The sequence below is a fragment of the Cellulomonas sp. P4_D11 genome (genome assembly GCF_056401915.1).
Window position 1 is genome coordinate 20,534 of the sequence record NZ_JBFUIK010000005.1, and the last position, 21,281, is coordinate 41,814.

The 21,281-nt window shown below is 72.8% G+C and carries 30 protein-coding genes; 20 read left to right on the top strand and 10 right to left on the bottom strand.

Annotated features, from left to right (window positions below):
- The first annotated feature begins 109 nt into the window (after nucleotides 1–109).
- From AC1DT4_RS04495 to AC1DT4_RS04510, 4 genes are all read left to right on the top strand, one after another.
- On the top strand, nucleotides 110–712 hold the full coding sequence (locus AC1DT4_RS04495; protein ID WP_477088570.1) for a TetR/AcrR family transcriptional regulator: 603 nt from the start codon (nucleotides 110–112) through the stop codon (nucleotides 710–712).
- Nucleotides 709–1,140: a hypothetical protein gene (locus AC1DT4_RS04500; protein ID WP_477088571.1), complete on the top strand. Its 432-nt coding sequence runs from the start codon at nucleotides 709–711 to the stop codon at nucleotides 1,138–1,140. Before AC1DT4_RS04495 ends, AC1DT4_RS04500 begins: the two co-directional genes overlap by 4 nt.
- Before the next feature lie 63 nt (nucleotides 1,141–1,203).
- A complete protein-coding gene (locus tag AC1DT4_RS04505) occupies nucleotides 1,204–1,497 on the top strand; it encodes a hypothetical protein (protein WP_477088572.1) in 294 nt (97 codons plus the stop codon).
- Nucleotides 1,494–1,868, top strand: coding sequence for a YciI family protein (locus AC1DT4_RS04510; protein WP_477088573.1), 375 nt, complete (start codon nucleotides 1,494–1,496; stop codon nucleotides 1,866–1,868). Before AC1DT4_RS04505 ends, AC1DT4_RS04510 begins: the two co-directional genes overlap by 4 nt.
- A gap of 10 nt (nucleotides 1,869–1,878) precedes the next feature.
- Here AC1DT4_RS04510 and AC1DT4_RS04515 read toward each other — a convergent pair whose 3' ends face one another.
- The gene (locus AC1DT4_RS04515) at nucleotides 1,879–2,517 is read right to left on the bottom strand and encodes a hypothetical protein (protein WP_477088574.1); all 639 of its coding nucleotides are present in this window, start codon (nucleotides 2,515–2,517) and stop codon (nucleotides 1,879–1,881) included.
- An 81-nt stretch (nucleotides 2,518–2,598) separates the two neighbouring features.
- Nucleotides 2,599–3,708, bottom strand: a complete 1,110-nt coding sequence (locus AC1DT4_RS04520; RefSeq protein ID WP_477088575.1) for an epoxide hydrolase family protein — start codon at nucleotides 3,706–3,708, stop codon at nucleotides 2,599–2,601.
- Between the two features lie 85 nt (nucleotides 3,709–3,793).
- Between AC1DT4_RS04520 and AC1DT4_RS04525 the strand changes: the two genes are divergently transcribed.
- Complete coding sequence (locus tag AC1DT4_RS04525; RefSeq protein ID WP_477088576.1) at nucleotides 3,794–4,336, top strand: DapH/DapD/GlmU-related protein; 543 nt, start codon at nucleotides 3,794–3,796, stop codon at nucleotides 4,334–4,336.
- A 7-nt stretch (nucleotides 4,337–4,343) separates the two neighbouring features.
- Here the strand turns inward: AC1DT4_RS04525 and AC1DT4_RS04530 are convergent, their stop codons facing one another.
- Both AC1DT4_RS04530 and AC1DT4_RS04535 read right to left on the bottom strand, forming a co-directional pair.
- Nucleotides 4,344–4,835, bottom strand: coding sequence for a putative immunity protein (locus AC1DT4_RS04530; RefSeq protein WP_477088577.1), 492 nt, complete (start codon nucleotides 4,833–4,835; stop codon nucleotides 4,344–4,346).
- Between the two features lie 35 nt (nucleotides 4,836–4,870).
- Nucleotides 4,871–5,317: a MarR family winged helix-turn-helix transcriptional regulator gene (locus tag AC1DT4_RS04535; protein WP_477088578.1), complete on the bottom strand. Its 447-nt coding sequence runs from the start codon at nucleotides 5,315–5,317 to the stop codon at nucleotides 4,871–4,873.
- Between the two features lie 84 nt (nucleotides 5,318–5,401).
- Here AC1DT4_RS04535 and AC1DT4_RS04540 point away from each other — a divergent pair, with 84 nt between their 5' ends.
- From AC1DT4_RS04540 to AC1DT4_RS04550, 3 genes are all read left to right on the top strand, one after another.
- Nucleotides 5,402–6,436 (top strand): LLM class flavin-dependent oxidoreductase, encoded by a 1,035-nt coding sequence (locus tag AC1DT4_RS04540; RefSeq protein WP_477088579.1) that lies wholly within the window; start codon nucleotides 5,402–5,404, stop codon nucleotides 6,434–6,436.
- Nucleotides 6,433–7,089, top strand: a complete 657-nt coding sequence (locus tag AC1DT4_RS04545) for an NADPH-dependent F420 reductase (RefSeq protein WP_477088580.1) — start codon at nucleotides 6,433–6,435, stop codon at nucleotides 7,087–7,089. Before AC1DT4_RS04540 ends, AC1DT4_RS04545 begins: the two co-directional genes overlap by 4 nt.
- 81 nt (nucleotides 7,090–7,170) lie before the next feature.
- On the top strand, nucleotides 7,171–8,856 hold the full coding sequence (locus AC1DT4_RS04550) for a glycoside hydrolase family 9 protein (RefSeq protein ID WP_477088581.1): 1,686 nt from the start codon (nucleotides 7,171–7,173) through the stop codon (nucleotides 8,854–8,856).
- 47 nt (nucleotides 8,857–8,903) lie between these two features.
- Here AC1DT4_RS04550 and AC1DT4_RS04555 read toward each other — a convergent pair whose 3' ends face one another.
- The gene (locus AC1DT4_RS04555) at nucleotides 8,904–9,254 is read right to left on the bottom strand and encodes a hypothetical protein (protein ID WP_477088582.1); all 351 of its coding nucleotides are present in this window, start codon (nucleotides 9,252–9,254) and stop codon (nucleotides 8,904–8,906) included.
- Between the two features lie 97 nt (nucleotides 9,255–9,351).
- On the opposite strand from AC1DT4_RS04555, the gene AC1DT4_RS04560 reads away from it, so the two are divergent.
- From AC1DT4_RS04560 to AC1DT4_RS04585, 6 genes are all read left to right on the top strand, one after another.
- Nucleotides 9,352–9,792, top strand: coding sequence for a YciI family protein (locus AC1DT4_RS04560; protein WP_477088583.1), 441 nt, complete (start codon nucleotides 9,352–9,354; stop codon nucleotides 9,790–9,792).
- Nucleotides 9,793–9,827: 35 nt separating this feature from the next.
- A complete protein-coding gene (locus AC1DT4_RS04565) occupies nucleotides 9,828–10,991 on the top strand; it encodes an RNA polymerase sigma factor (RefSeq protein WP_477088741.1) in 1,164 nt (387 codons plus the stop codon).
- A gap of 21 nt (nucleotides 10,992–11,012) precedes the next feature.
- A complete protein-coding gene (locus AC1DT4_RS04570; protein ID WP_477088742.1) occupies nucleotides 11,013–11,150 on the top strand; it encodes a hypothetical protein in 138 nt (45 codons plus the stop codon).
- 144 nt (nucleotides 11,151–11,294) lie between these two features.
- Entirely contained in the window at nucleotides 11,295–11,792 is a 498-nt protein-coding gene (locus AC1DT4_RS04575; RefSeq protein WP_477088584.1) for a DUF2975 domain-containing protein, read from the top strand.
- A complete protein-coding gene (locus tag AC1DT4_RS04580; protein ID WP_477088585.1) occupies nucleotides 11,792–12,055 on the top strand; it encodes a helix-turn-helix domain-containing protein in 264 nt (87 codons plus the stop codon). The genes AC1DT4_RS04575 and AC1DT4_RS04580 overlap by 1 nt, the downstream gene beginning before the upstream one ends.
- A 184-nt stretch (nucleotides 12,056–12,239) precedes the next feature.
- Entirely contained in the window at nucleotides 12,240–12,524 is a 285-nt protein-coding gene (locus AC1DT4_RS04585) for a hypothetical protein (RefSeq protein ID WP_477088586.1), read from the top strand.
- A gap of 16 nt (nucleotides 12,525–12,540) precedes the next feature.
- On the opposite strand, the gene AC1DT4_RS04590 is transcribed toward AC1DT4_RS04585, so the two are convergent.
- The gene (locus AC1DT4_RS04590) at nucleotides 12,541–12,801 is read right to left on the bottom strand and encodes a GlsB/YeaQ/YmgE family stress response membrane protein (protein ID WP_477088587.1); all 261 of its coding nucleotides are present in this window, start codon (nucleotides 12,799–12,801) and stop codon (nucleotides 12,541–12,543) included.
- Between the two features lie 330 nt (nucleotides 12,802–13,131).
- On the opposite strand from AC1DT4_RS04590, the gene AC1DT4_RS04595 reads away from it, so the two are divergent.
- A complete protein-coding gene (locus AC1DT4_RS04595) occupies nucleotides 13,132–14,442 on the top strand; it encodes a glycoside hydrolase family 11 protein (RefSeq protein WP_477088588.1) in 1,311 nt (436 codons plus the stop codon).
- Nucleotides 14,443–14,551: 109 nt separating this feature from the next.
- Nucleotides 14,552–15,349: a methyltransferase domain-containing protein gene (locus AC1DT4_RS04600; RefSeq protein ID WP_477088589.1), complete on the top strand. Its 798-nt coding sequence runs from the start codon at nucleotides 14,552–14,554 to the stop codon at nucleotides 15,347–15,349.
- Here AC1DT4_RS04600 and AC1DT4_RS04605 read toward each other — a convergent pair whose 3' ends face one another.
- Nucleotides 15,350–15,970, bottom strand: a complete 621-nt coding sequence (locus tag AC1DT4_RS04605) for a class I SAM-dependent methyltransferase (protein WP_477088590.1) — start codon at nucleotides 15,968–15,970, stop codon at nucleotides 15,350–15,352. It abuts the gene before it with no gap.
- A 47-nt stretch (nucleotides 15,971–16,017) separates the two neighbouring features.
- Entirely contained in the window at nucleotides 16,018–16,446 is a 429-nt protein-coding gene (locus tag AC1DT4_RS04610; RefSeq protein ID WP_477088591.1) for a nitroreductase/quinone reductase family protein, read from the bottom strand.
- Between the two features lie 82 nt (nucleotides 16,447–16,528).
- Between AC1DT4_RS04610 and AC1DT4_RS04615 the strand changes: the two genes are divergently transcribed.
- The 3 genes from AC1DT4_RS04615 (at nucleotide 16,529) to AC1DT4_RS04625 (ending at nucleotide 18,736) form a co-directional block, all read left to right on the top strand.
- Nucleotides 16,529–16,936, top strand: coding sequence for a type II toxin-antitoxin system VapC family toxin (locus tag AC1DT4_RS04615; protein WP_477088592.1), 408 nt, complete (start codon nucleotides 16,529–16,531; stop codon nucleotides 16,934–16,936).
- A 100-nt stretch (nucleotides 16,937–17,036) separates the two neighbouring features.
- Nucleotides 17,037–17,255 (top strand): chemotaxis protein CheW, encoded by a 219-nt coding sequence (locus tag AC1DT4_RS04620; protein WP_477088593.1) that lies wholly within the window; start codon nucleotides 17,037–17,039, stop codon nucleotides 17,253–17,255.
- 143 nt (nucleotides 17,256–17,398) lie between these two features.
- Complete coding sequence (locus AC1DT4_RS04625) at nucleotides 17,399–18,736, top strand: NAD(P)/FAD-dependent oxidoreductase (RefSeq protein ID WP_477088594.1); 1,338 nt, start codon at nucleotides 17,399–17,401, stop codon at nucleotides 18,734–18,736.
- 10 nt (nucleotides 18,737–18,746) lie between these two features.
- Here AC1DT4_RS04625 and AC1DT4_RS04630 read toward each other — a convergent pair whose 3' ends face one another.
- Nucleotides 18,747–19,178, bottom strand: a complete 432-nt coding sequence (locus AC1DT4_RS04630) for a VOC family protein (RefSeq protein ID WP_477088595.1) — start codon at nucleotides 19,176–19,178, stop codon at nucleotides 18,747–18,749.
- A 126-nt stretch (nucleotides 19,179–19,304) separates the two neighbouring features.
- Between AC1DT4_RS04630 and AC1DT4_RS04635 the strand changes: the two genes are divergently transcribed.
- Nucleotides 19,305–20,549, top strand: coding sequence for an MFS transporter (locus AC1DT4_RS04635; protein WP_477088596.1), 1,245 nt, complete (start codon nucleotides 19,305–19,307; stop codon nucleotides 20,547–20,549).
- 6 nt (nucleotides 20,550–20,555) lie between these two features.
- On the opposite strand, the gene AC1DT4_RS04640 is transcribed toward AC1DT4_RS04635, so the two are convergent.
- Nucleotides 20,556–21,233: a hypothetical protein gene (locus tag AC1DT4_RS04640; RefSeq protein WP_477088597.1), complete on the bottom strand. Its 678-nt coding sequence runs from the start codon at nucleotides 21,231–21,233 to the stop codon at nucleotides 20,556–20,558.
- Between the last annotated feature and the right edge of the window lie 48 nt (nucleotides 21,234–21,281).

The window sequence follows — 21,281 nt, forward strand, 5'->3', positions numbered from 1 at the left end:
GGCGCTCCGCGTACCGGCGGTGCCCCCACTCCTCATCGAGGACGACCCGCGGCCACGGCGGATGCCGCGCGATCTTGCCAGATTTACTCATCTGAGTAATATCGGGCCCATGGCCGCCGCAGCACGCGTCTACCGCAGAGCCGTCGATCGCCGACGGGAGATCGTCGACGCGACGATCGGCGCGCTCGCCGATCTCGGCTATGCCGGCGCGACCTTCGAGTCGATCCGGCAGAGGGCCGAGCTGAGCAGCACCCGGATGATCTCGTACCACTTCGCCGACAAGGCCGCGCTCATGGGCGCGGTCGTCGAGACCGTCGTCACCGACGCGGCGGCGGTGATGGTGCCGGCGATGGGACGTGAGGAGACCGTTCGGGGCAAGCTCGCGGCGTACATCCGCACGAACCTGCGCTACCTCGCCGACAACCGCGACGCTGCGCGTGCCGTGATCGAGGTGATCTCGAACGCTCCCCGACAGGACAGCTCGCTGCGGGAGGACACCTCGGCCCTGCTCCTCGCCCTGCTGCTGACCCAGGGGCAGGAGGCGGGCGAGCTCCGCGACTTCGACGCCGCCGTCGTCGCCCGATCCATCCGGGCGACGATCGATGCGTTCGCCACCCGGATGCCCGCGGGCCAGGCCGCCACCCACCGCGCCATCGACGAGATCGTCGCGCTCTACGACCGTGCCACCCGACCGGAAGGACGCCCGACATGACCATCGACACCACGAAGGACCCGCAGGTGACCGCCGCTCTGGGCACGGTCAGACGCCTCTGGCTCTCCTGCGCTGTCTTGTCCGTCGTCACGCTGGCGGTCGCCGGGCTGCTCGCGGCGATCGACCCGAAGGAGGTCAACTGGGTCGTCTGGTTGCGCGGGGGTGCCGTCGCGGTGGCCTGCTTCGTGCTCGTCGCCGTCACCGCTGCGGCGGCCCGCGGGAGCCGGACGGCCTACGTCCGCATGCGGTGGATCTCGCTCCTGGCACCCGTCGGGATCGTGGCCATCGTCCTGGCGCCCGACACGGGCTACCCCGTCTGGATGAAGATCGAGCAGGTCCTCCTGGGCGTGCTCGTCGTCCTCATCGCCGTGCAGCTCCACCGGGGCGCCGTGCGCCTGGCGTTCGCGCCCGAGCAGCGGGAGTCCTGACGACACTGTCGGTGCCGGCTGCTTTCCTCTGGGGACCACCGTTCGCATGGAACCGGAGCCCTCGTGAGCCACGACGCCGGCCGCCCGATGGATGAGGATCGATGGGGTGCCGACCTCTCGGTGGCCGTCGGACTCGGCTGCAACACCTTCGGCCGGACCACCGACGACGCCGCCTCCCGCCGGGTCCTGGACGCGTTCGCCGAAGCCGGCGGCGCCCTGGTCGACACGGCCGGCGACCTGCTCGATGGTCGCTCTTCTCACGACATCGATGGCCTAGCGTCGGATTCGATGCGCATGGTTCGTTGCACTGGTGAGAGGCAGCCGCACCAGGCAGCCGGGCGGAGGAGTCTGAGATGACGCGGTACCTGATCTCGTTCAACGACGGCGCGATGGACCACATCCCCGACGAGGACTGGCCCGACGTGGGCAAGGCCGCGCACGCGGTGGTCGAGGAGGCCGTGAACGCGGGCGTGTGGGTGTACGGCGCGGGACTGCAGAGGCAGCAGGCGAGCATCGTGGCGACGGACGGCACGGTCACCGACGGTCCCTACCCGGAGACCAAGGAGGTCGTCGGTGGGTTCGCGGTCGTCGACGTCGCCACGCGCGACGAGGCGCTGGCGTGGGCGGCCAAGATCGCCGTCGGCTGCCGCTGCGCGCAGGAGGTCCGGGAGCTCCTGCCCGACCAGGAGCAGGAGACGCTGCTCTTCAAGGCTCACGGGCTGCGGTGAGAACAGACCTCTACACCAGCTTGGGGAACGCGACCAGGAACGACGACGCCACGAGGAAGAGCACGACGGCGAGCCCGAGCAGGACGTCGCCGCCGCGCGTCGAGCGCATCCGGCCGGACATCGCCGCGAAGAACAGCACAGCGGCGAACGCCACGGTCAGCAGGGTGTAGTTGTCGCCGCGCTGGTTGTTGGTCAGTGCCTGCTGGAACTTCGCGTCGGCGCGGGCGTCGGCAGCCTTCGCCTGGGCGAGCTCCGGGATCGCGTACTCGGGCAGGTCGAACGGCGTGGCGGCAGCGTCGGGGTTCTGCAGCGGCTTCGACTCGACCCAGATCGGGAACGCCGTGCCAAGCGGCTCCGGGAACCGCTCGGACAGGAAGTCCGCGAGCTCCATGTCGTTCGCCGAGTACGCGGCGAGCCACTGCGAGAAGAGGGTCGCCTGCACGGTGATCTTGCGGTTCGCGACGCCCTCGAAGCGTGTGGCCTCGATGCGCTGCGTCGAGGCCTGGCTGAACGAGATCGACATGGCCCCGCCCCACTTGCTCGACTGGAACCCCACCCACGCGGTCAGGATCGTCGTCACGGAGAGCAGGACGACGACGGCGATCTCGCGCCAGTCCACGCCCGGGCTCTGCGCTGCCTCGTCGTCCATGAGCCGATCATGGCGCCCCGGAGCCCTCGTCCGCGCCCTGACGGTCGGCTGACCTTCCGGCGGGGCGCCCGAGCGCCAGGGTCATCGCGCCGGACGGAGCTCCTGGACGAACCGCCGCACCCGCTCCGCCATCGCTTGCGGCACCTCCGCGACGGCGAAGTGGCCCCCCTCGGGCAACCGCTCGAAGACCCGAAGGTCCCGGTAGAACCGCCGCGCCACCGACTCCGGGTTGTCGTGCTCGTGCCGCTGGACGAAGACGGCGGCGGGCACCTCGACCGGCGGGATCACGGCGTCTCCCCCGTCGAAGTACGACCGGAACGACGTCGCGACGGTCTGGGTCGCCCAGTACAGCGTGGCCTCGGTGAGTATCCGGTCCCGCGAGATGCGCCGCTCGACGCCCGCCGGGTCGCCCTGCGGGGTGTCGCTCCACTCGACCAGCTTCTCGGTCAGCCACGCGAGCAGGCCGGCCGGGGAGTCGTTCAGGCCGGCGGCGAGCGTGTCGGGTCGGGTGCCCTGGAGGTGGGCGTAGCCGGCCTGCTGGTACCAGCCGGCGGACATGCGCTCGTAGAAGGCCTTCTCGGTCGGGTCCGTCGTCGCCCCCTGCTCCTCCTGCGACAGGAAGTGCGCGTGGGTCACGACGATCCCGGCGACGGCATCGGGGTGCGACGCGGCGACGAGGTCGCTCACGTTGGCGGTCAGGTCCTCGCCGTAGGTCAGGTAGCGGGAGTAGCCGAGCACGTCCGTCATGAGCGCGTGCACCAGGTGGGCGAGCCTCTGCTCGGTCATCGCCCCGTCGAGCGGCGGCGAGAACGCGAACCCCGGCAGGCTCACGACGACCACGTCGAAGCCGGTCAGCAGGTCGGCGAAGTCCAGCTGCAGCGCGAACGTGTGCGGCCAGCCGTGCATCACCAGGAGGACGGGCGCGTCCGGTGCACCCGAACGCAGGTGCACGAAGTGCAGCGTGGTGCCGTCCACGTCGGCGAGGAACTGCGGGTGCTGGTTGAGCCAGGCCTCGCGAGCCCTCCAGTCGAACCTCTCCCACGAAGAAACCAGGTCCCTCAGGTACGACGCCGACATGCCGGAGGCCGGCCGCCGGGGCGAGTCGTCGAGGAAGCGCGTGCGCGACAGGCGGTCGTGCAGGTCGTCGAGGACCGGCTGCGGGACGTCGACGACGAACGGTCGGATGCTCATGCGCCCACGCTAGGAGCGCCCTCCGACATCCCGGCTCGCCGCCCCTCCTCCTCGTCGTCCGCCGAACCCGGGAGAGGATCGCGGTGTGTCCAGCGGCCACCTCATGCGCATCCACAGCCCCGAGTTCCAGGCGATGGCGGACAGGGTGCTGGAGGTCACCGCCCTCACCTCGCGCCTGAACGTCCTGCCGTTCGACGACGACGCGGGCAAGGCCGCGCTGCTCGAGCAGATCCTGGGTCGGCCGCTCCCCTCGAGGCTCACGATCTACCCGCCGTTCTACACGGATCACGGGCTGCACCTCGAGCTGGCCGAGAGAGTCTTCATCAACCAGGGCTGCACGTTCCTGGACTACGCCGGCATCCGCATCGCCGAGCGGGTCATGATCGGCCCGCAGGTCACGTTCATCACCGGCGGCCACCCCGTCGATCCCGCCGAGCGCACGCTGTACCTGACGGGCGCACCGATCGACGTCGCGGAGAACGTGTGGATCGGCGCCGGCGCGACGATCCTGCCCGGCGTGAGCATCGGGCGCGACGCGGTCATCGCCGCCGGCGCCGTCGTGGTCGACGACGTGCCCGCGGCGAGCCTGGTGTCCGGGCCGAAGGCGACCGTGCGCCGCAGCTGGTAGGACCCCGTCAGTCGTCGAAGACGTGCCAGCAGATGGCGCTCCGGCGTCGCTGGTCGTCGAGGACCAGCTCACGGACGGTCTCCGGGAGCCGCGCGCGCTGCCACTCACGCTCGGTCGCCCCGGCCGTGCCCGCCGCCCTGATCGCGTACGCGGCCGCGCCCAGGTCGTGGGCCGCGACGTGGGCCACCGCGACCGCCTGTCCCGCCGACAACGCCGCGAACTTCGCCGGGTCCGGCAGCCCGCGCGCCGCGGCGTTCGCCTGGAACGCGATCTGGTGCGCGACGCGCATCGGCACCTCGCCGCGGATCCACGCGTGGCCGAGGTCGAGTGCCTGCCGCGGGCGGCTGTCGTCCGGTCGCTCGGCCTCGAACAGGGGGAGCACGTGCTCGGCGCACGCCAGGGCCCAGCCGGCCAGCAGCCGGTGGTCCTCGTCCGTCAGCGTTCCGCCGCGCCGGATCGTGATGAGCCGGGGGTCGCGCTCTCTCGGAAGGATCGGCACGGCCACCTTCCTATCAGCCCGGGCCGCGGGGGCGGTCAGGCGCCGGGGTCGGAGAGCCTGGCCTGCAGTGCGGCGGCGATCTGGCCGGCGGCGACGATCTGCTCCGGGGTGAGGGCGTCGACGAACAGGTCGTGGACGGCGCGCAGGTGGGGCACCGACGCGCGACGGAACGTGCCGGCGCCGGCCTCGGTGAGCTGGATGCAGGCTCCCGGGCCGGCCTGCCGGGCGACCAACCCGCGCCGCTCCATGCGGCCGATGTGGTGGGAGAGCCGGCTGCGCTCCCAGCCGACCGCGTCGGCGAGCTCCGACGAGCGGAGCCGGCGGTCGGTGGCCTCGGTGAGCGCGAGGAGGACCGAGTAGTCGCCCGACGACAGCGACGACTCGGCCTGCAGACGCGCAGACAGCCGGGTGCGCAGCGCTTCGGTGGTCTCGACGAAGTCGCGCCAGATGCGCAGCTGGTCGGCGTCGGGTGTGGACCTCATGGCGGTCGCTCCTCGGGTTGACATGTCAATTCTGACGATGGATAGTTGATTCGTCAACTACTGATGCCTCAGACGGAGCAGCTCATGACCACCCTCCAGCTCGGACTCGACTCGTTCGGCGACCGCCCGCTCGGTCCGGACGGGGAGCTCGTCTCGCACGCCAGGTCGATCCGGCAGGTCGTGGAGGAGGCGGTCCTGGCGGACCAGGTCGGCGTCGACGTCATCGCGCTGGGCGAGCACCACCGCCCCGAGTACTCCGTGTCGTCCCCGGAGACCGTCCTCGCCGCGATCGCCGCCCGGACCTCCCGCCTGCGCCTCGCCTCCGGCGTGACCGTGCTGAGCTCCGACGACCCCGTGCGCGTGTTCCAGCGGTTCGCCACCCTCGACGCCCTGTCCGACGGCCGCGCCGAGGTCATCCTCGGGCGCGGCTCGTTCACCGAGTCCTTCCCGCTGTTCGGGTACGACCTGGCCGACTACGACGTCCTCTTCGAGGAGAAGATCGAGCTGTTCTCCCGGCTGCTCACCGAGCAGCCCGTGACGTGGTCCGGCACCACGCGCGCTCCGCTGACGGACGCCGACGTCTTCCCCAAGACGGAGTCCGGGCACCTGACCACCTGGGTCGGCGTCGGCGGATCTCCGCAGTCCGTCGTGCGGACCGCCCAGTACGGCCTGCCGCTCATGCTGGCGATCATCGGCGGCGATCCCCTGCGCTTCGCGCCGTACCTCGATCTCTACCGCCGCGCGGCTGCGCAGTTCGGCACCACCGCCCACCCTGTCGGCATGCACTCGCCCGGGTTCGTCGCCGACACCGACGAGGAGGCGGTCGAGGTCTTCTGGCCCCACTACCGCGTCCAGCGCGACCGCATCGGAGCGCTGCGCGGCTGGCCGCCGGTGCGCCGGGAGGAGTTCGACGCCGAGGTCGCCCACGGCTCGCTGTACGTGGGGTCGCCGCAGACCGTCGCGCGCAAGATCGCCGACGCCGTCACGGGCCTCGGGGTGGGCCGGTTCGACATGATCTACACCACCGGCGCCCAGCCGGCCGACGCCCGCCTGCGCAACGTCGAGCTCTACGGCACCAAGGTCATCCCGATGGTCCGCGACCTCGTGGCCGACGCGTGACGCCCGCGACCGTCGGCATCCTCGGAGCCGGGAAGGTCGGTACCGTGCTCGCCCGGCTCGCCGTCGCCGCCGGCTACCGCGTGCTGGTGGCGGGCTCGGGCGACCCCGCCAAGATCGCCCTGACCGTGGAGGTGCTCGTCCCCGGCGCTTCGGCCGTGACCGCTCGCGACGCCGTTGCCGCGGCCGATGTCGTGATCCTCGCGCTCCCGCTCGGCAAGTATCGCGAGATCCCCGTCGACGCCCTGTCGGGCAAGCTCGTCGTCGACGCCATGAACTACTGGTGGGAGATCGACGGCCTCCGCGACGACCTCACCGACCCCGCCACCACCACCAGCGAGCTCGTGCAGCAGCTCCTGCCCGGATCCCGGGTGGTCAAGGCGTTCAACCACATGGGGTACCACGACCTCGACGGCGAGGCCCGGCCCGCCGGGACGCCGGGGCGCAAGGCGATCGCGATCGCCGGCGACGACTCGCCCGCGACGGCGGCCGTCTCCGAGCTCGTCGACCGCCTGGGCTTCGACCCGGTCGTCGTCGGACCCCTGCGCGCCGGCGCGCGCCTCCAGCCGGGCAGCCCGGCGTTCGGCGCGAACGTCACCGCGTCCGCGCTCGCCACCCTGATCGACGCCGACCCCACGGAGAGCGTCGTCGCCTAGGTTCCGTCGCTGCATCGGCACCCGGCGACGGCGAGGTCAGGGCCTCGTGCCGCCGAGGGCGACGGTTCTAGGCTGCGGCAGGTGAGCGCGCCCACCTGGTCCGTGACGGACGTGCTCGCCGAGCGACCGGCCGTGCGGGTCAACCAGCTGGGCTACCTCGCCGGCCTCCCCATGCGGGCGACGCTCGTCTCGTCGAGCGCCGACCCCGTGCCGTTCCGCGTCGTGGGCGACGACGGACTCGAGGTCGGCGGCGGCGTCTCGCAGCCGTGGCACGTCCGGCCGGAGCCGACCTCGGGCCTCACCGTGCACGTCCTCGACCTGGCCGGCCTCCCGGCGGGCACGTTCCGCGTCCGGTGCGCCGACGGCGTCAGCCACCCCTTCCGGGTGGACGAGCGACTGTACGCCGGCCTGGCGGAGGACGCCCTCGGCTTCTTCTCGCTGATGCGATCGGGGACCGCGATCGACGTTCCCGGGTACGCCCGACCCGCGGGGCACCTGGGCGATGCCGCAGTGCCCGCGTGGACGGGACCCGAGGCGGAGCTGCTCTATCCCGGGTGGCACGACGACGGCACGTACGACGTGTCGGGGGGCTGGTACGACGCCGGCGACTACGGGAAGTACACGACCAGCGGCGCGCTCGCGGTGTGGCAGCTGCTCGGCACCCTCGATGTCCTGCCAGGTGGCTCCCGCCTACGCGACGACCTGCTCGCCGAGTGCCGCTGGCAGCTCGACTGGCTGCTCCGGATGCAGGTGCCGGACGGGCGGCCCCTGGCCGGCCTGGCCTTCCACCGCGTCCACGGCACGACCTGGTCGCCGCTGCCGGGCTGGCCGCACCTCGACCCGACCGTGCGGGTCCTGCACCGCCCGTCGACGAACGCCGCTCTGCACCTGGCCGCGGCTGCCGCGGCTGGTGCCCGGCGCTTCCGGTCCGTCGACGCCGGCTACGCGCAGCGGCTGGTCGCGGCGGCGCGGTCGGCCTACGACGCAGCCCGGCTCCACCCCGACCTCGTCGCCCCCGACGACCATGCGCGCCACGGCGGCGGCCCGTACAACGACGGCGACGTCGTCGACGACTTCTACTGGGCGGCCGCCGAGCTGTGGCTCGCCACCGGGGACCGGGCGTACGCGGAGCAGGTCCTCGCGTCTCCCGAGCATGCCGCGGACCCCTTCGACGACGCGGGCTTCGACTTCGACCGCGTCAGCGCCCCGGCCCGCCTCGGCCTGGCACAGCACGGCGGCCTCCTCGACGACCACGACCGGGTGGTCGACAGCGTGCGCCGGGGCGCCGACCGGCTGCTCGAGCTGCAGTCCCGCCAGCCGTGGGACCAGCCCTACGCGCCGGCGACGGGATGGGGCTGGGGCTCGAACGGCCGGCTCCTGAACAACCTGGTCGTGCTCGGCGTCGCCCAGCTGGTCACCGGCGCCGCCCGGTACCGGGATGCCGTCGCCTCCGGCATGGACTACCTGCTGGGCCGCAACGCGCTCGGACAGAGCTACGTCACCGGCTACGGCCAGGACGACAGCCACCGCCAGCGCACGCGGCTGTTCGGCCACGCCCTCGACCCGTCGATGCCCGGGCCGCCGCGGGGCGCGCTCGCGGGCGGCGCGAACTCCTGCCCGGCGCCGGACTTCCCCTACGACGCGCGGCTCGTCGGCCTCCCGCCGCAGCTGTGCTACCTGGACGAGCCGACGTCCGAGGTGACGAACGACGTGTGCATCCGTTGGAACGCACCGCTGGTCTGGGTGGCTGCGTACCTCGCGCACTGACTGCTGGTCCCGACGCGTGATGCCGCGGCGCTCGACCGCGACGGCCGCTAGGACCGCGGGCGCGGCCAGTCGAGCATCACGAACAGGTCGCGCTCGCCGGGCACGCCCTCGAGGATGGCCCGGGCCAGCGCCGGCTCGCCCGCCTGCTCGCACGACCACAGCTCGAAGTCGACGGCCTGCGACCAGGTCGGGGGCAGGAACCCCAGCACCGTGCTGCCGTCGAGGACCTTGACCACGGCGTGCTCGGTGCGGGCCAGCGAGACCGCGAACCCGCGCTCCGAACGGCCCGCGCGGCGGGGGGCGGCCTGCTCGAGGAACCCGCGGACGCGCACGGGCACGTGGCCGCCGCTCGCGGGCACGAGCCGGCCGGGCAGGCGGGTCGAGGACGAGGAGTCCATGCGCGGAAACTACTCCTGCCGACGATGTAGAGAAACGGCAGCGGGCTCCGTTCGACGAGTGAAGGTGCCAATCTGGGCACGACGAAGGAGGAGCATCATGGCCAAGTACCTGCTGATCGTGGACTTCCAGAGCGGTCCCGACGAGGCGCCCATGTCCGACTGGTCCGACCAGGAGGTCGCGGACCACCTGAACTACTACGGGCGCCTCAACCAGGAGCTGATCGCGAGCGGCGAGCTGGTCGGCGGGGAGATCCTCACCGGCCCGGACCTGGCCAAGGTCGTGCGGTCGGACGGCGCGACGACGGTGGTCACCGACGGCCCGTTCCAGGAGTTCAAGGAGTGGGTCGCCGGGTACCAGATCGTCGACGTGGAGACCGAGGAGCGCGCGGTCGAGATCGCCGGACTCGTGTCGGCGGTGCCGGGTCGTGGCGGCGTCCCCACGCAGCAGCCCATCCAGGTGCGTCGGATCATGGACGACGGACCCTCCGACGTCGAGGAGATGAACGCGTTCCTCGAGACGGCGAGCAACCCGCGCTGAACGTCCCGCGCGACGTCGAGGACCTGCTGCGCGAGCTGGCGCCGCAGGTCCTCGGCACGCTCGCGCGGAGGTGGGGCGACTTCGACGCGGCCGAGGACGCCGTCCAGGAGGCGCTGATCGTGGCCGCGCGGCACTGGTCGGAGCAGGGCGTCCCGGCGCAGCCGCGCGGCTGGCTGCTGCAGACGGCGTCACGACGGATGGTCGACCAGTGGCGCAGCGACGCGTCCCGACGAGACCGCGAGGTCCGCGTCGCCACGGAGCCGGCGGCCGGCGGGGGCATCGAGGAGGACGACACGCTGACCGTGCTCTTCCTCTGCTGCCACCCGGTCCTCACACCCGCATCGGCGATCGCGCTCACGCTCCGGGCGGTCGGCGGGCTGACCACGGCCGAGATCGCCCGCGCGTTCCTCGTGCCCGAGGCGACCATGGCGCAGCGCATCAGCCGCGCCAAGCAGCGGGTCGCCGGCGAGCGGTTCTCGATGCCTGCCCTCGACGAACGCCTGGCCCGGCTGCGCAGCGTGCTGCGGGTCCTCTACCTGATGTTCAACGAGGGCTACACGGGCAGCGCGGGCGAGGACCTCACCCGCGTCGACCTGTCGGACGAGGCGATCCGGATCGCGCGGCTGCTGCACGCGGCCGACGACGACGCCGAGGTCACCGGTCTGCTCGCGCTGATGCTGCTGACCGACGCCCGGCGGGCCGCCCGGACCGACGCCTCCGGCGGGCCCGTGACCCTGGCCGAGCAGGACCGGGGTCGATGGGACCGCGCGCGGATCACCGAGGGGACCGCGCTGCTCGACGGCGCGATCGGCCGGGGGGCGGTCGGCGAGTACCAGCTGCAGGCGGCGATCGCAGCGATCCACGACCAGGCCCGGACCGCCGACGCGACGGACTGGCCGCAGATCCTCGCGCTGTACGAGCTGCTCGAGCGGATGACCGGCAGCCCCGTGGTGACGCTCAACCGGGCGGTTGCGGCGGGGATGGTCCACGGGCCGGCCGCGGGGCTGGCGATCCTCGACGGCGTGGACGACTCGCTGCCTCGCGTCGACCAGCTGCGCGCGTACCTGCACGAGCTCGCGGGCGACACGGTCCGTGCCCTCGCGCACTACCGCCAGGCGGCCGGCCGTGCCACGAACGTGGCGGAGCGCCGCTACCTCGACGCGCAGGTGGCGCGGCTCACCGCCGCCGGCCCCGCCTGAGCCGCTACCTTCGTCTACCTGCTGCGGGTCGTCGGCCGAGACCTCCCGCCCTTCCAGCAGCTCGACGACGACCGGCTCTCCACGCTGCCCGGCGTGCAGCGCGCGGCGTCGACGCTGGTCATGAAGTCCGTCGTCGAGAACCGGCCGCTCCCCTTGTGAGCGCGTCAGCTGCACCCCCGCTCCTCATCGACTGACTCAATCGGGTCGCGGCCCGACCGGTGGGCCAACCGACTGCCCTTGCCTTCCTGGCGACGAGGAACGATAGTTATCTATCGTTAATCAATAGATGAATCGAGGTCTTCCGTGGGACGCCTCACCGTCCTCGCCCTCCGGGGCCTGATCGTGCTCATGTGCGCCGGGATGCTGTTCCTGCAGGTGATGCTCTTCCCGCTGCTCGGTATCGACATCGCCGAGGAGGCCCCTGACCTGGTGTTCCTGCGCTGGGCCGTCGTCGTCATCGGCATCCTCGGCGTGCTCACCGTCGAGGTCGCGCTCGTCTGTATCTGGCGGCTGCTCACCATGGTCAAGCGGGACACCGTGTTCAGCCCCGCGGCGTTCCGGTTCGTCGACGTCATCATCGGCTCCGCCGTCGCGGCGACCTTGCTCGCCGTCGCACTGTCCTTCGTCCTCGCCCCCGGGGAGGCCGTGCCGCCCGGCATGGTCATGGTCGTCGTGATCGCGGGCGTCGGCACGGCCGGCATCGCACTGCTCGTCCTCGTGCTGCGCGTGCTGCTGGCCAAGGCCGTCGCGCTGGACACCACGGCCTCCACGCTGCGCGCCGAGCTCGACGAGGTGATCTGATGCCGATCGTCGTCGACATCGACGTGATGCTGGCCCGCCGGAAGATGTCCGTCGGGGACCTGGCGGACCGCGTCGGCATCACGCCCGCCAACCTCGCCGTGCTGAAGAACGGCCGGGCCAAGGCCGTCCGGTTCACCACGCTCGAGGCGCTGTGCGAGGTGCTCGACTGCCAGCCCGGTGACCTGCTGCGGCACGAGCGCGCCGACGACGAGCCGGCGGCCTCGGACGCGGGCGGCGCCAGCTCCGCGGCCGCGGGGTCGTAGGGCGCTCCGCCACCCGGTCAGTCGGCGGAGCGATGCCGGCGTCCCGCGCGCGCACTCCGGCCGGCAGCATCGCGCGCGTGGCCAATTCGTTGGCCAGACGATGGGCGAACGCCGGTCACCGGGTGGCTTGCACCGCTACCGTCGGCGCGACAGAGCGGTGCGGTCTTCCGACGGAGGTCAGGCCATGCAGACGACGAGCGACCTCGACAGCGTCGGGACGACCGACCGGTGGCGCGACTGGGCCCGTCGCTGGGTGTCGGTCGGCGGGCTGCTGTGCGCCGTCGGCGTCGGCAACCTGGTCGCCGCGCTCAACTGGAACGCGATCACGAAGAGCATGGCCGGCTCGGAGGGGTCGTTCGTCCTCCAGGCGTCGGCCGCGAGCGACCGCTACGCGATCTGGGGCTTCGCGCTGCTGATCGTCGGCCAGCAGATGGTGACGCGTCGCGCGCTGGTGCAGCGCGGGCGCTGACCACCCGGGGCGGACCTCAGGCGGCCGACCGGTCCCTGGTCCAGCGCCAGATCAGCGTGATGATCAGCGCGCCGATGATCGAGCCGATGATGCCGCTGGGCCGCAGCTCCAGGCCGTCGCCGGCGAGGAGGCTGGCGAGCAGGCCGCCGACGAACGAGCCGACGAGGCCCGCGATGATCGCCATGGTCCAGTCGATGCCCTTGCGCCCCTTGCCGAGGATGAGCTGGGCGAGGGCGCCGATGAGCATCCCGAAGAGGATCAGGCCGAGGATGAGCATGAGGCGAGACTAGGGCACCGTGTCCGTTCTGCGGCGCTGATCCCGCTTGCGGATGTTCGGCCGCAAGGCACGGGTCGGGCGAGGCGCGGCCACCGCCGCCCGTGGAGTTGCGATACCTGGCGCGCCAGCGGCGCCGGGAGCCCTCCACGCTAACCTAAACGGTTCATCTCTCGCACGAGCCGTTCTCACGCTGGGCCGCCGGCGACACACTGCTCGATAACGTTGTCGATATCGATGACGACGTGACACGCGGTCACCTGCTCCCTGCTCTCGCATGCGGGCACCTGTCCGCATCCGTCCTGACCCGGAAGACGCACAAGGGAGTGCACGATGTCCGATAGTTTCGCCCAGACGCGTGGAGCGCCGATCCGGCAGCGGTCGCTGCGCGCCCTCGTCGGCGCCCTCGCCGCTGCCGCCCTGGTCGCCGGCGGGCTGGTCGCGGCCAGCGCCGCGAACGCCGCGGTGACCTCCAACCAGACCGGCACCGACAACGGCTTCTACTACTCGTTCTGGACCGACAGCCCCGGCACCGTCTCCATGGACCTCGGGTCCGGCGGGAGCTACTCCACCCGGTGGAGCAACACGGGGAACTTCGTCGCCGGCAAGGGCTGGAGCACCGGCGGGCGCAAGACCGTCAACTACTCCGGCACGTTCAACCCGTCGGGCAACGCCTACCTCGCGCTCTACGGCTGGACCACGAGCCCGCTGGTCGAGTACTACGTGGTCGACAGCTGGGGCACGTACCGACCCACCGGCACGTTCATGGGAACGGTCAGCAGCGACGGCGGCACGTACGACATCTACCGCACCCAGCGGGTCAACCAGCCCTCCATCCAGGGCACCGCGACGTTCTACCAGTACTGGAGCGTGCGGCAGGCGAAGAAGTCCGGCGGCGGCACCATCACGACGGGCAACCACTTCGACGCGTGGGCGTCCAAGGGCATGAACCTCGGCACCCACAACTACATGATCATGGCGACGGAGGGGTACCAGTCGAGCGGGAGCTCGAACATCACCGTCAGCGAGGGCACGGGCGGCGGCGGGACCACCACGCCTCCACCGACCGGCGGCGGATCGGGCAACGGTTGCACCGTCACCGCGACCCGTGGCGACGAGTGGTCCGACCGCTTCAACGTCACCTACGCCGTCAGCGGCAGCAGCGCGTGGACGGTGACGCTCGCCCTCAACGGCGGCCAGAGCGTCCAGAACAGCTGGAACGCGAACGTCGCCGGCAGCGGCTCGACCCGCACCGTCACACCGAACGGTGCCGGCAACACGTTCGGCGTGACGTTCTACAAGAACGGCAACGCGACGACGCCGTCGGCCACCTGCGCCGCCTCGGGAGGCGGGGGCACGACGACGCCTCCCCCGGCGGGCGGCGGCTCCTGCACCGTCACGGTCACGCGCGGTGAGGAGTGGTCCGACCGGTTCAACGTGACGTACGCCGTCAGCGGCGGCAGCGCGTGGACCGTGACGCTCACGCTGAACGGCGGCCAGAGCGTGCAGAGCAGCTGGAACGCCACGGTCAGCGGCAGCGGGTCCACCCGGACCGTCACGCCGAACGGGTCCGGCAACACCTTCGGCGTCACCTTCTACAAGAACGGGAGCAGCACGACGCCCGGTGCGACCTGCCGGACCTGAGCGGTGGGGGGTGCCGACGAGGGTCGGCACCCCCAGGTCGTCCGGCACCGCCTCTCGTCGGATGTATCTTGATGTCGAGATACTTTCCGGCCGGTGACGGAGGAGTGCCATGTGGGACCCGCGCCAGTACGCGCTGTTCGGGACGCACCGTGGCCGACCGTTCGCCGACCTCCTCGCGCGGGTCGAGGCGTCGGCACCCGCCCTCGTCGTGGATGTCGGGTGCGGTGACGGCCCCCTGACGCTCGGCCTGGCCGAGCGCTGGCCGGACGCGCGCGTCGTCGGCATCGACTCGTCCCGGCAGATGCTGGACGCCGCCCGCGGTCACGATGCCGATTGCCGGGTCGAATGGGTCGAGCAGCGGGCGCAGGACTGGGACCCGGCCGGCCTGGGTCGTCCGATCGACGTCCTGGTCTCCAACGCCGCGCTGCAGTGGGTCCCGGGCCACCGCGACCTGTTCCCGCGCTGGGTCGGCGCCCTCGCACCCGGCGGCTGGTTCGCGCTGCAGGTGCCGGACAACTACGACGCCCCGTCGCACCGGCTCATGCGGGAGGTCGCCGCGCGGCACGTCCGGGCGGCGGATCTGCTCCCCCCGCTCGAACGGGCGGCCGCGGTGGCGACGCCGGCGGAGTACCTCGGCGACCTCGCCGCGCTCGGGCTCGAGGCGGACGTGTGGCGGACCACCTACCTGCACGTGCTGGACCCCGCGGGCGCGCAGCGCTCGCCCGTGCTGGAGTGGGTCACGGGAACCGGGCTGCGGCCGGTCCTGGACGTGCTCACCGACGACCTCGAGCGAGCCGCGTTCCTCGACGACTACGTCGCCGAGCTCGACCGTGCCTACCCCCGACACCCGTGGGGCGTCGTGCTGGAGTTCTCCCGCATCTTCGCGGTCGGTCGTCGACAGCGGTGATCAGGGCTCGACCGTCGTCGTCGCGCTGAGCTGCTCGACGAGGCGCCAGCGCGAGGCGGTGCTCTCGGTGACCTGGAGCCCGGCCTCTCCCATCAGGAGCAGGGGCCGGCGGCGATGGTGCTCGCCGGCCTCGTCGGGGGTCACGCGGTCGAGCACGCGCTGGACGCCCCGCCCGAGCGCGGCGGACGACTCGACGTGGTCGGCCATGAGGAGCCGACCGCCGGGTCGGAGCACCCGCGCGAGCTCGCGCAGGACGGCGAGCTCGTCGTCCACGCAGCACATCGTGTAGGTGCAGACCACGGTGTCGAACGCGTCCGACGGCAGACCGAGGTCGGCGGCGTCGGCGCGGATCAGGCGGACCGGCTTGCCGATGCCGCGCGCGCGGTCGGCCGCGGCGTCGAGCATCGCCTGGCTGGCGTCGGTGAGCGTGAGGTCGTCCGCGCGGTGCGCGTAGTAGGGCAGGTTCGCGCCCGTGCCGACGGCGACCTCGAGCGTCGTGCCGATGACCCGGTCGGCGATCCAGCCGCGTGCCCGGGCTAGCAGCCGGCGCTCGACGAACGCGGTGGTGCGGTCGTACGTCGGTGCCTGCCGGTCCCAGTACGTCGCCTTCGTCGCCCCCATGGCGCTCCAGGCTGCCACCGCCGCCCGGTCGGGCACAGCCCCGGGGCTCAGGCGGGTTCGAGCAGGACGAGCGGGATCACCCGCGAGGTCCGCTCCTGGTACTCCGCGTAGTTCGCGAGCGCGGCCGTGACGCGGGGCCACAGCTCGGCGCGCTCGTCGGGAGTCGCCACCCGCGCCACCATCGGGGACGGCGGGCCGCCGGCGACCGCGACCCGCACGTGCGGGTCGTCGACCAGGTTGAGGTACCAGGCGGGGTGTCGGTCGTCGCCGCCCGCCGACGCGACGACCACGAGGGCCGGCCCGACCTGCACCGGCACCGTCAGCATCGACACCCGGGGCCTCCCCGACCGGCGCCCGACGGTGGTGAGCTCGATCGACGGCAGCCCGAGGAGCTCACCACCGAACCGGCCGCCGCTCACCCGGACGATCGCGCGATGCACGCCGCTCAAGGTCCGCATCACGACGGTGCTGGTCACCCCGCGACCGTACGCCGCGATGTCACCGGCCGGTGCCACGATGCCAGGGCAGGCCCACCGCCCCTCCCGAAGCGAGGTCCCCATGACCAGGTTCGTCGTCGACGCCGGTGCCGCGCTGCGACTGGCGGAGACGGGCACCACGATCCCCGCCGCCCACGTGCTCCTCGCCCCCACGCTGCTGCGGTCGCAGACGCTGTCGACGATGCACGAGGCGGTCCACCGCGGCGAGCTCACGGCCGCCGTGGCCCGCGACCGGGTGGCGCGCGTCGGTCGGCTGAAGATCCGGCTGCTCGGCGACAACGTGCTCCGGGGCGCGGCGTGGAAGGTCGCCGACAGCCTGGGCTGGGCGCCGACCTACGCGGCCGAGTACGTCGCCCTCACGCAGCTCCAAGGGGAGTACCTCGTGACGCTCGACGACGAGCTCGCACGGGCCGTCGAGGGCGTCGTGCGGACGGCGACCGTCGACGCGATCCTCGATCCGACGGGTTGATCACACTGGGCCCATCGGCCCGGATCCGGGCCGGCCGACGGTGGAAGAATGGTCGTGTCGGCGATCCCGACGCCCACGCCAGCACCCACCAGGAGCTCCCATGTCCGCCGCCACACCCGCCTACTCGTCGATCCGGCCGTCCAGGCGCTTCGCCGACGTGCTCGAGACCCTGCGCTGGGCGCCGGCCCCGCGCTGGGGCCACTCGGCGGCCGAGCACGGGCGGTACGTCGTGTACCTGGCGGGGAGCATGCTCGCGTGGACGCTGATCGGCGTCGGTGGCGCGGCCCTCCTCGGGCAGGCCCTGGGCTTCCTGGGCTGACCGCCGACCCGGCTCGGCGAGCCGACCGCCCGTGACGATCTCGCTCGACACCTGGTCGCCGGGCGTCGACCTCGTGGCCGTCGCCGCGACCGTCCGACCCTGACACCCTCCCCAGGCGGCGATCTGCACGCCATGCTGGCGAGGTGCAGAGTCAGGACGAGATCCGGCGGGTGGTCATCGTCGGGGGCAGCGTCGCGGGGATGCTCGCCGCCGCCGCGCTGGCCGGGCCCGACCGCGCGATCACCGTGCTCGAGCGCGACGCGCTGCCCGACCGCCCGGAGCCTCGCAAGGGCGTCCCGCAGGGCCGGCAGCCGCACGTGTTCCTCCACCGCGGGCTGCTCACCATCGAGGAGCTGCTGCCGGGGTTCGGCGCCGACCTGCGCGCCGCCGGCGCGGTCCCGCTCGACACGGGGCACCTCGCCTGGCTGGGCGAGTCCGGGTGGGCGCCGCGGGCCGAGCAGTACGGCATCGCGTCGGCGACCCGACCGCTGTTCGAGCACGTCCTGCGCCGTCGCGTCCGGGCGCTGCCGGGCGTCGAGGTGCGCGACCGGACAACCGTCGGCGGCCTGCGGCGCGGGTGGTCGGGAGGACCGCCCTGGTGGGTCGACACCGAGGGGGGCGACGCCGTGGCGGCCGACCTGGTGATCGACGCCTCCGGGCGGTCGTCGCGCCTCCCGCACTGGCTCCAGGCGCTCGGCGCCCCGGCCGCCCGCACGTCGCAGGTGGACGCCCGGGTCGGGTACGCGACGACCGAGGTCGACGTGCCGGCCGGCACCGTGGCCGCCGACGGCATCGTGCTGCTGCAGACGCCTGAGCGGTCCGGCGGTCTCGCGCTGCCCGTCGAGGGGGACCGCTGGCTCGTCTGCGCGGTCGGGTCCGGCGAGCGTCGTCCGGGGCGCGAGCGTGCGGCCTTCGTCGGAAGCCTCGCCGCCCTGCCCGACCCGGCGCTGGCCGACCTGGTGGCGACGTCCGACGGCGACGTCGCGGTGCACCGGCAGACCGGGAACGTCCGCCACCACTACGACCGGGTCTCGGGCTGGCCGGCGGGGCTGCTCGTCGTCGGCGACGCCCTCTGCTCGTTCAACCCCGTCTACGGCCAGGGCGTCACCGTCGCGGCGCTCGAGGCGCTCGCGCTGCGCGATGTCGCCGGCGGCCCGCTGCACACCCAGCGCCTGCTGCGTCGGTTCGCCCGCCTCGTCGACCTCCCGTGGCAGATCGCCACCAGCGAGGACCTGCGCTACCCCGCCGCCGGTGGCCGCGTACCCCGGTTCTCCGCGCTGTTCTCCCGGTGGACCCGCGAGCTCGGGCGGCTCGGTGCGCACGGCGACGTGGTCGCGCAGGCGTCCATGGCGCGCGTCTACCACCTGATGGGGTCGCCGCTGCTGCTCCTGCGGCCCACCCTGGTGGCGCGGTCGCTGCGGGCCCGGCGGCGCGGCTACGGGGAGCCGACCCCGCGGCCTCGGGTGCTCGTGACGGACTGACGCGGGCGGGTCATTCCGCGCCGAAACGCCCCCGCGCCTCGTGCGGGATCAGCGGCTTCTCGCCGCGGACCTTCAGCTGCTGCACCGCCCAGGAGTTGCCGTCCGGGTCGCTGAAGCCGAAGAACGTGCCGCCGTCGCGCTCGTCGAAGACGGTGATCTCCGAGGCCTCCACGCCGCGGGAGACCAGCTCGTCGCGCGCGGCCGCCGCGTCGGCGACCACCAGCTGCACGCCCTTGAGCGACCCCGGCGCCATCTCGGACTGCGACGGCAGGTTGCCGATGACGATCGAGCAGCCGGAGCCGCGCGGAGTCAGCTGGGCGACGTGCATGAACTCGTTCTCGGTCTCGTGGTCGAGGTCGAACCCGACCTGGTCGCGGTAGAACGCGATGGAGGCGGCGAGATCGCTCACCGGCACGACGACGACTTCGAGGGTCCAGTCCATGGGAGCTCCTGTGCTCGGGTCAGCGGATACCGCACCACTATGGCCCACCGCCCTGCACCGGGGGAGCCAGGGGCCACGGCATTGCGTTGTCGCCGTGCCGGTCCGAGGGACTACCGTCTCGCCCTTGTGAGCCGGATCCTCGACACCGTCGTCCCGCCGCGGCTGGGCTCCCGGTTCCGGTGGCTGCTGGCCTCGTCGTGGAGCTCGAACCTGGGCGACGGCATCGTCATCGCGGCCGGCCCGCTGCTCGTGGCGAGCAGGACGGAGGACGCGTTCCTCGTCGCTCTCGCCGCGCTGCTGCAGTGGTTGCCGCCCCTGCTGTTCGGCCTGTGGGCCGGCGCCCTGACGGACCGGCTGGACCGGCGGCGGCTCGTGATCCTGGTCGACTCGCTGCGGACCGTCGTGCTCGTGCTGCTGGCCGTCGCCGTGGCCACGGACGTCGCGACGATCGCGCTCGTGCTGGTCGCGATGTTCCTGCTGGGCACCGCCGAGACGTTCGCGGACAACGCGTCGAGCACGCTGGTGCCGATGCTGGTGCAGCGCGACGACCTGGCGCTGGCCAACAGCCGGATCCAGGCGGGGTTCGTGACCGTCAACCAGCTGATCGGGCCGCCCCTCGGCGCGCTCCTGTTCGCCGCCGGACAGGCGCTGCCGTTCGCGGCGGACGCCCTCCTGGTCGCCGCGGGGGCCGTCCTGGTCTCGCGGATCGCCCTGCCGCCGCACCGCAGCGAGCGGCCTGACACCCACATCCGCCACGACATCGCCGAGGGCGTCCGCTGGGTCCGGCACCACGCCGCCGTGCGGACGCTGGTCCTCACCATCCTCATCTTCAACGTGACGTTCGGGGCGGCGTGGTCCGTCCTGGTGCTCTACGCGCGCGAGCATCTCGGGCTCGGGGCGGTCGGCTTCGGGATCATCACCACCGTGGGCGCCCTCGGCGGCCTCGTCGGCACCGTGTCCTACGGGTGGATCACGCGGCGGGTCAGCCTGGCGAACCTCATGCGGATCGGGCTCATCATCGAGACGCTCACCCACCTGGCGCTGGCGCTGACGACGACGGCGTGGTTCGCGCTGATCGTGTTCTTCGTGTTCGGCGCGCACGCCTTCGTGTGGGGGACGACGTCGGTGACGATCCGCCAGCGGGCCGTGCCGACGGAGCTGCAGGGGCGGGTGGGCAGCGTCAACCTCGTCGGCGTGTTCGGCGGGCTCGTGGTCGGGGCGGCGATCGGTGGCGCGCTCGCGCAGCGCTACGGCGTGACCGCGCCCTTCTGGTTCGCCTTCGTGGGGTCCGCGATCTTCGTCGTGCTCATCTGGCACCAGCTCCGGCACGTCGCGCACACCGACGAGCAGGACGCGCCCGAACCGGCCTGAGGGCGGTCAGTCGGGGATCGGCACCAGGCGGGCGCCGACGACACCCGCCCGCTCGAGCTCCTCGACGAGGATCGTCATCATGGTCCGCGCCGCCTCGGGGTAGCCGGCACCCTGGGTGTCGATGGAGTAGCCGAGGCCGGTGCCGTCGTCCTCGACCGGGCTCACGTACGCCACGATCAGGGTCTCGACGACCTCGGGGTCCTCCGCCTCTGCCCAGGGATGCTCCACACCGTCGCCATCGACGAGGAAGAACCGCGCCGCGGCCGCCTCCAGGCCCGCCCGGACGGCCGCCGGATCGCCGCCGACCACGTCGACGTCGTTGTCGAGCATCGGCGTCCAGCCCCCGTCGGTGCTCCACGGGGCGAACAGCGCGGGGTCCGCGGTGACGGCGCCCTCGCCGAACTGTGCCGTGACGGCCGCGCCCCATCTGGCGGCGATCCGCGCGAGGTCCTCGGGTTCGAGCAGGTACTCCATGGCGTAGTAGGCGGCGGCGTACGCGTCGGCCCAGCGTGCGTCGACGGCCACGGCGGTCGGAGACGGGGTGGCCTTCGGGTCGGCGGCCTCCGAGGCGGCGGGTGCGGCGGGGGCGGCGGGTGCGGCGGGTGCGGCGGCCGTCGGCTGGACGGGCGTGGCGGTCAGGTACTCGCCGGACTGGCATGCCGAGAGCACCAGCACTCCGGTCACCGCGTACACGGTCCACGCTGCTCGCACTGGGCTCCTTCGATCGGTGGC

Bases quoted from the DNA above. Each gene is read 5' to 3' on its own strand.
- AC1DT4_RS04605 (WP_477088590.1), bottom strand. From the start codon at position 15,970: ATGGGGGCGACGAAGGCGACGTACTGGGACCGGCAGGCACCGACGTAC.
- AC1DT4_RS04520 (WP_477088575.1), bottom strand. From the start codon at position 3,708: ATGAGCATCCGACCGTTCGTCGTCGACGTCCCGCAGCCGGTCCTCGAC.
- AC1DT4_RS04560 (WP_477088583.1), top strand. From the start codon at position 9,352: ATGGCCAAGTACCTGCTGATCGTGGACTTCCAGAGCGGTCCCGACGAG.
- AC1DT4_RS04510 (WP_477088573.1), top strand. From the start codon at position 1,494: ATGACGCGGTACCTGATCTCGTTCAACGACGGCGCGATGGACCACATC.
- AC1DT4_RS04540 (WP_477088579.1), top strand. From the start codon at position 5,402: ATGACCACCCTCCAGCTCGGACTCGACTCGTTCGGCGACCGCCCGCTC.
- AC1DT4_RS04600 (WP_477088589.1), top strand. From the start codon at position 14,552: ATGTGGGACCCGCGCCAGTACGCGCTGTTCGGGACGCACCGTGGCCGA.
- AC1DT4_RS04500 (WP_477088571.1), top strand. From the start codon at position 709: ATGACCATCGACACCACGAAGGACCCGCAGGTGACCGCCGCTCTGGGC.
- AC1DT4_RS04555 (WP_477088582.1), bottom strand. From the start codon at position 9,254: ATGGACTCCTCGTCCTCGACCCGCCTGCCCGGCCGGCTCGTGCCCGCG.
- AC1DT4_RS04495 (WP_477088570.1), top strand. From the start codon at position 110: ATGGCCGCCGCAGCACGCGTCTACCGCAGAGCCGTCGATCGCCGACGG.
- AC1DT4_RS04580 (WP_477088585.1), top strand. From the start codon at position 11,792: ATGCCGATCGTCGTCGACATCGACGTGATGCTGGCCCGCCGGAAGATG.
- AC1DT4_RS04620 (WP_477088593.1), top strand. From the start codon at position 17,037: ATGTCCGCCGCCACACCCGCCTACTCGTCGATCCGGCCGTCCAGGCGC.
- AC1DT4_RS04590 (WP_477088587.1), bottom strand. From the start codon at position 12,801: ATGCTCATCCTCGGCCTGATCCTCTTCGGGATGCTCATCGGCGCCCTC.
- AC1DT4_RS04585 (WP_477088586.1), top strand. From the start codon at position 12,240: ATGCAGACGACGAGCGACCTCGACAGCGTCGGGACGACCGACCGGTGG.
- AC1DT4_RS04595 (WP_477088588.1), top strand. From the start codon at position 13,132: ATGTCCGATAGTTTCGCCCAGACGCGTGGAGCGCCGATCCGGCAGCGG.
- AC1DT4_RS04515 (WP_477088574.1), bottom strand. From the start codon at position 2,517: ATGGACGACGAGGCAGCGCAGAGCCCGGGCGTGGACTGGCGCGAGATC.
- AC1DT4_RS04630 (WP_477088595.1), bottom strand. From the start codon at position 19,178: ATGGACTGGACCCTCGAAGTCGTCGTCGTGCCGGTGAGCGATCTCGCC.
- AC1DT4_RS04615 (WP_477088592.1), top strand. From the start codon at position 16,529: ATGACCAGGTTCGTCGTCGACGCCGGTGCCGCGCTGCGACTGGCGGAG.
- AC1DT4_RS04535 (WP_477088578.1), bottom strand. From the start codon at position 5,317: ATGAGGTCCACACCCGACGCCGACCAGCTGCGCATCTGGCGCGACTTC.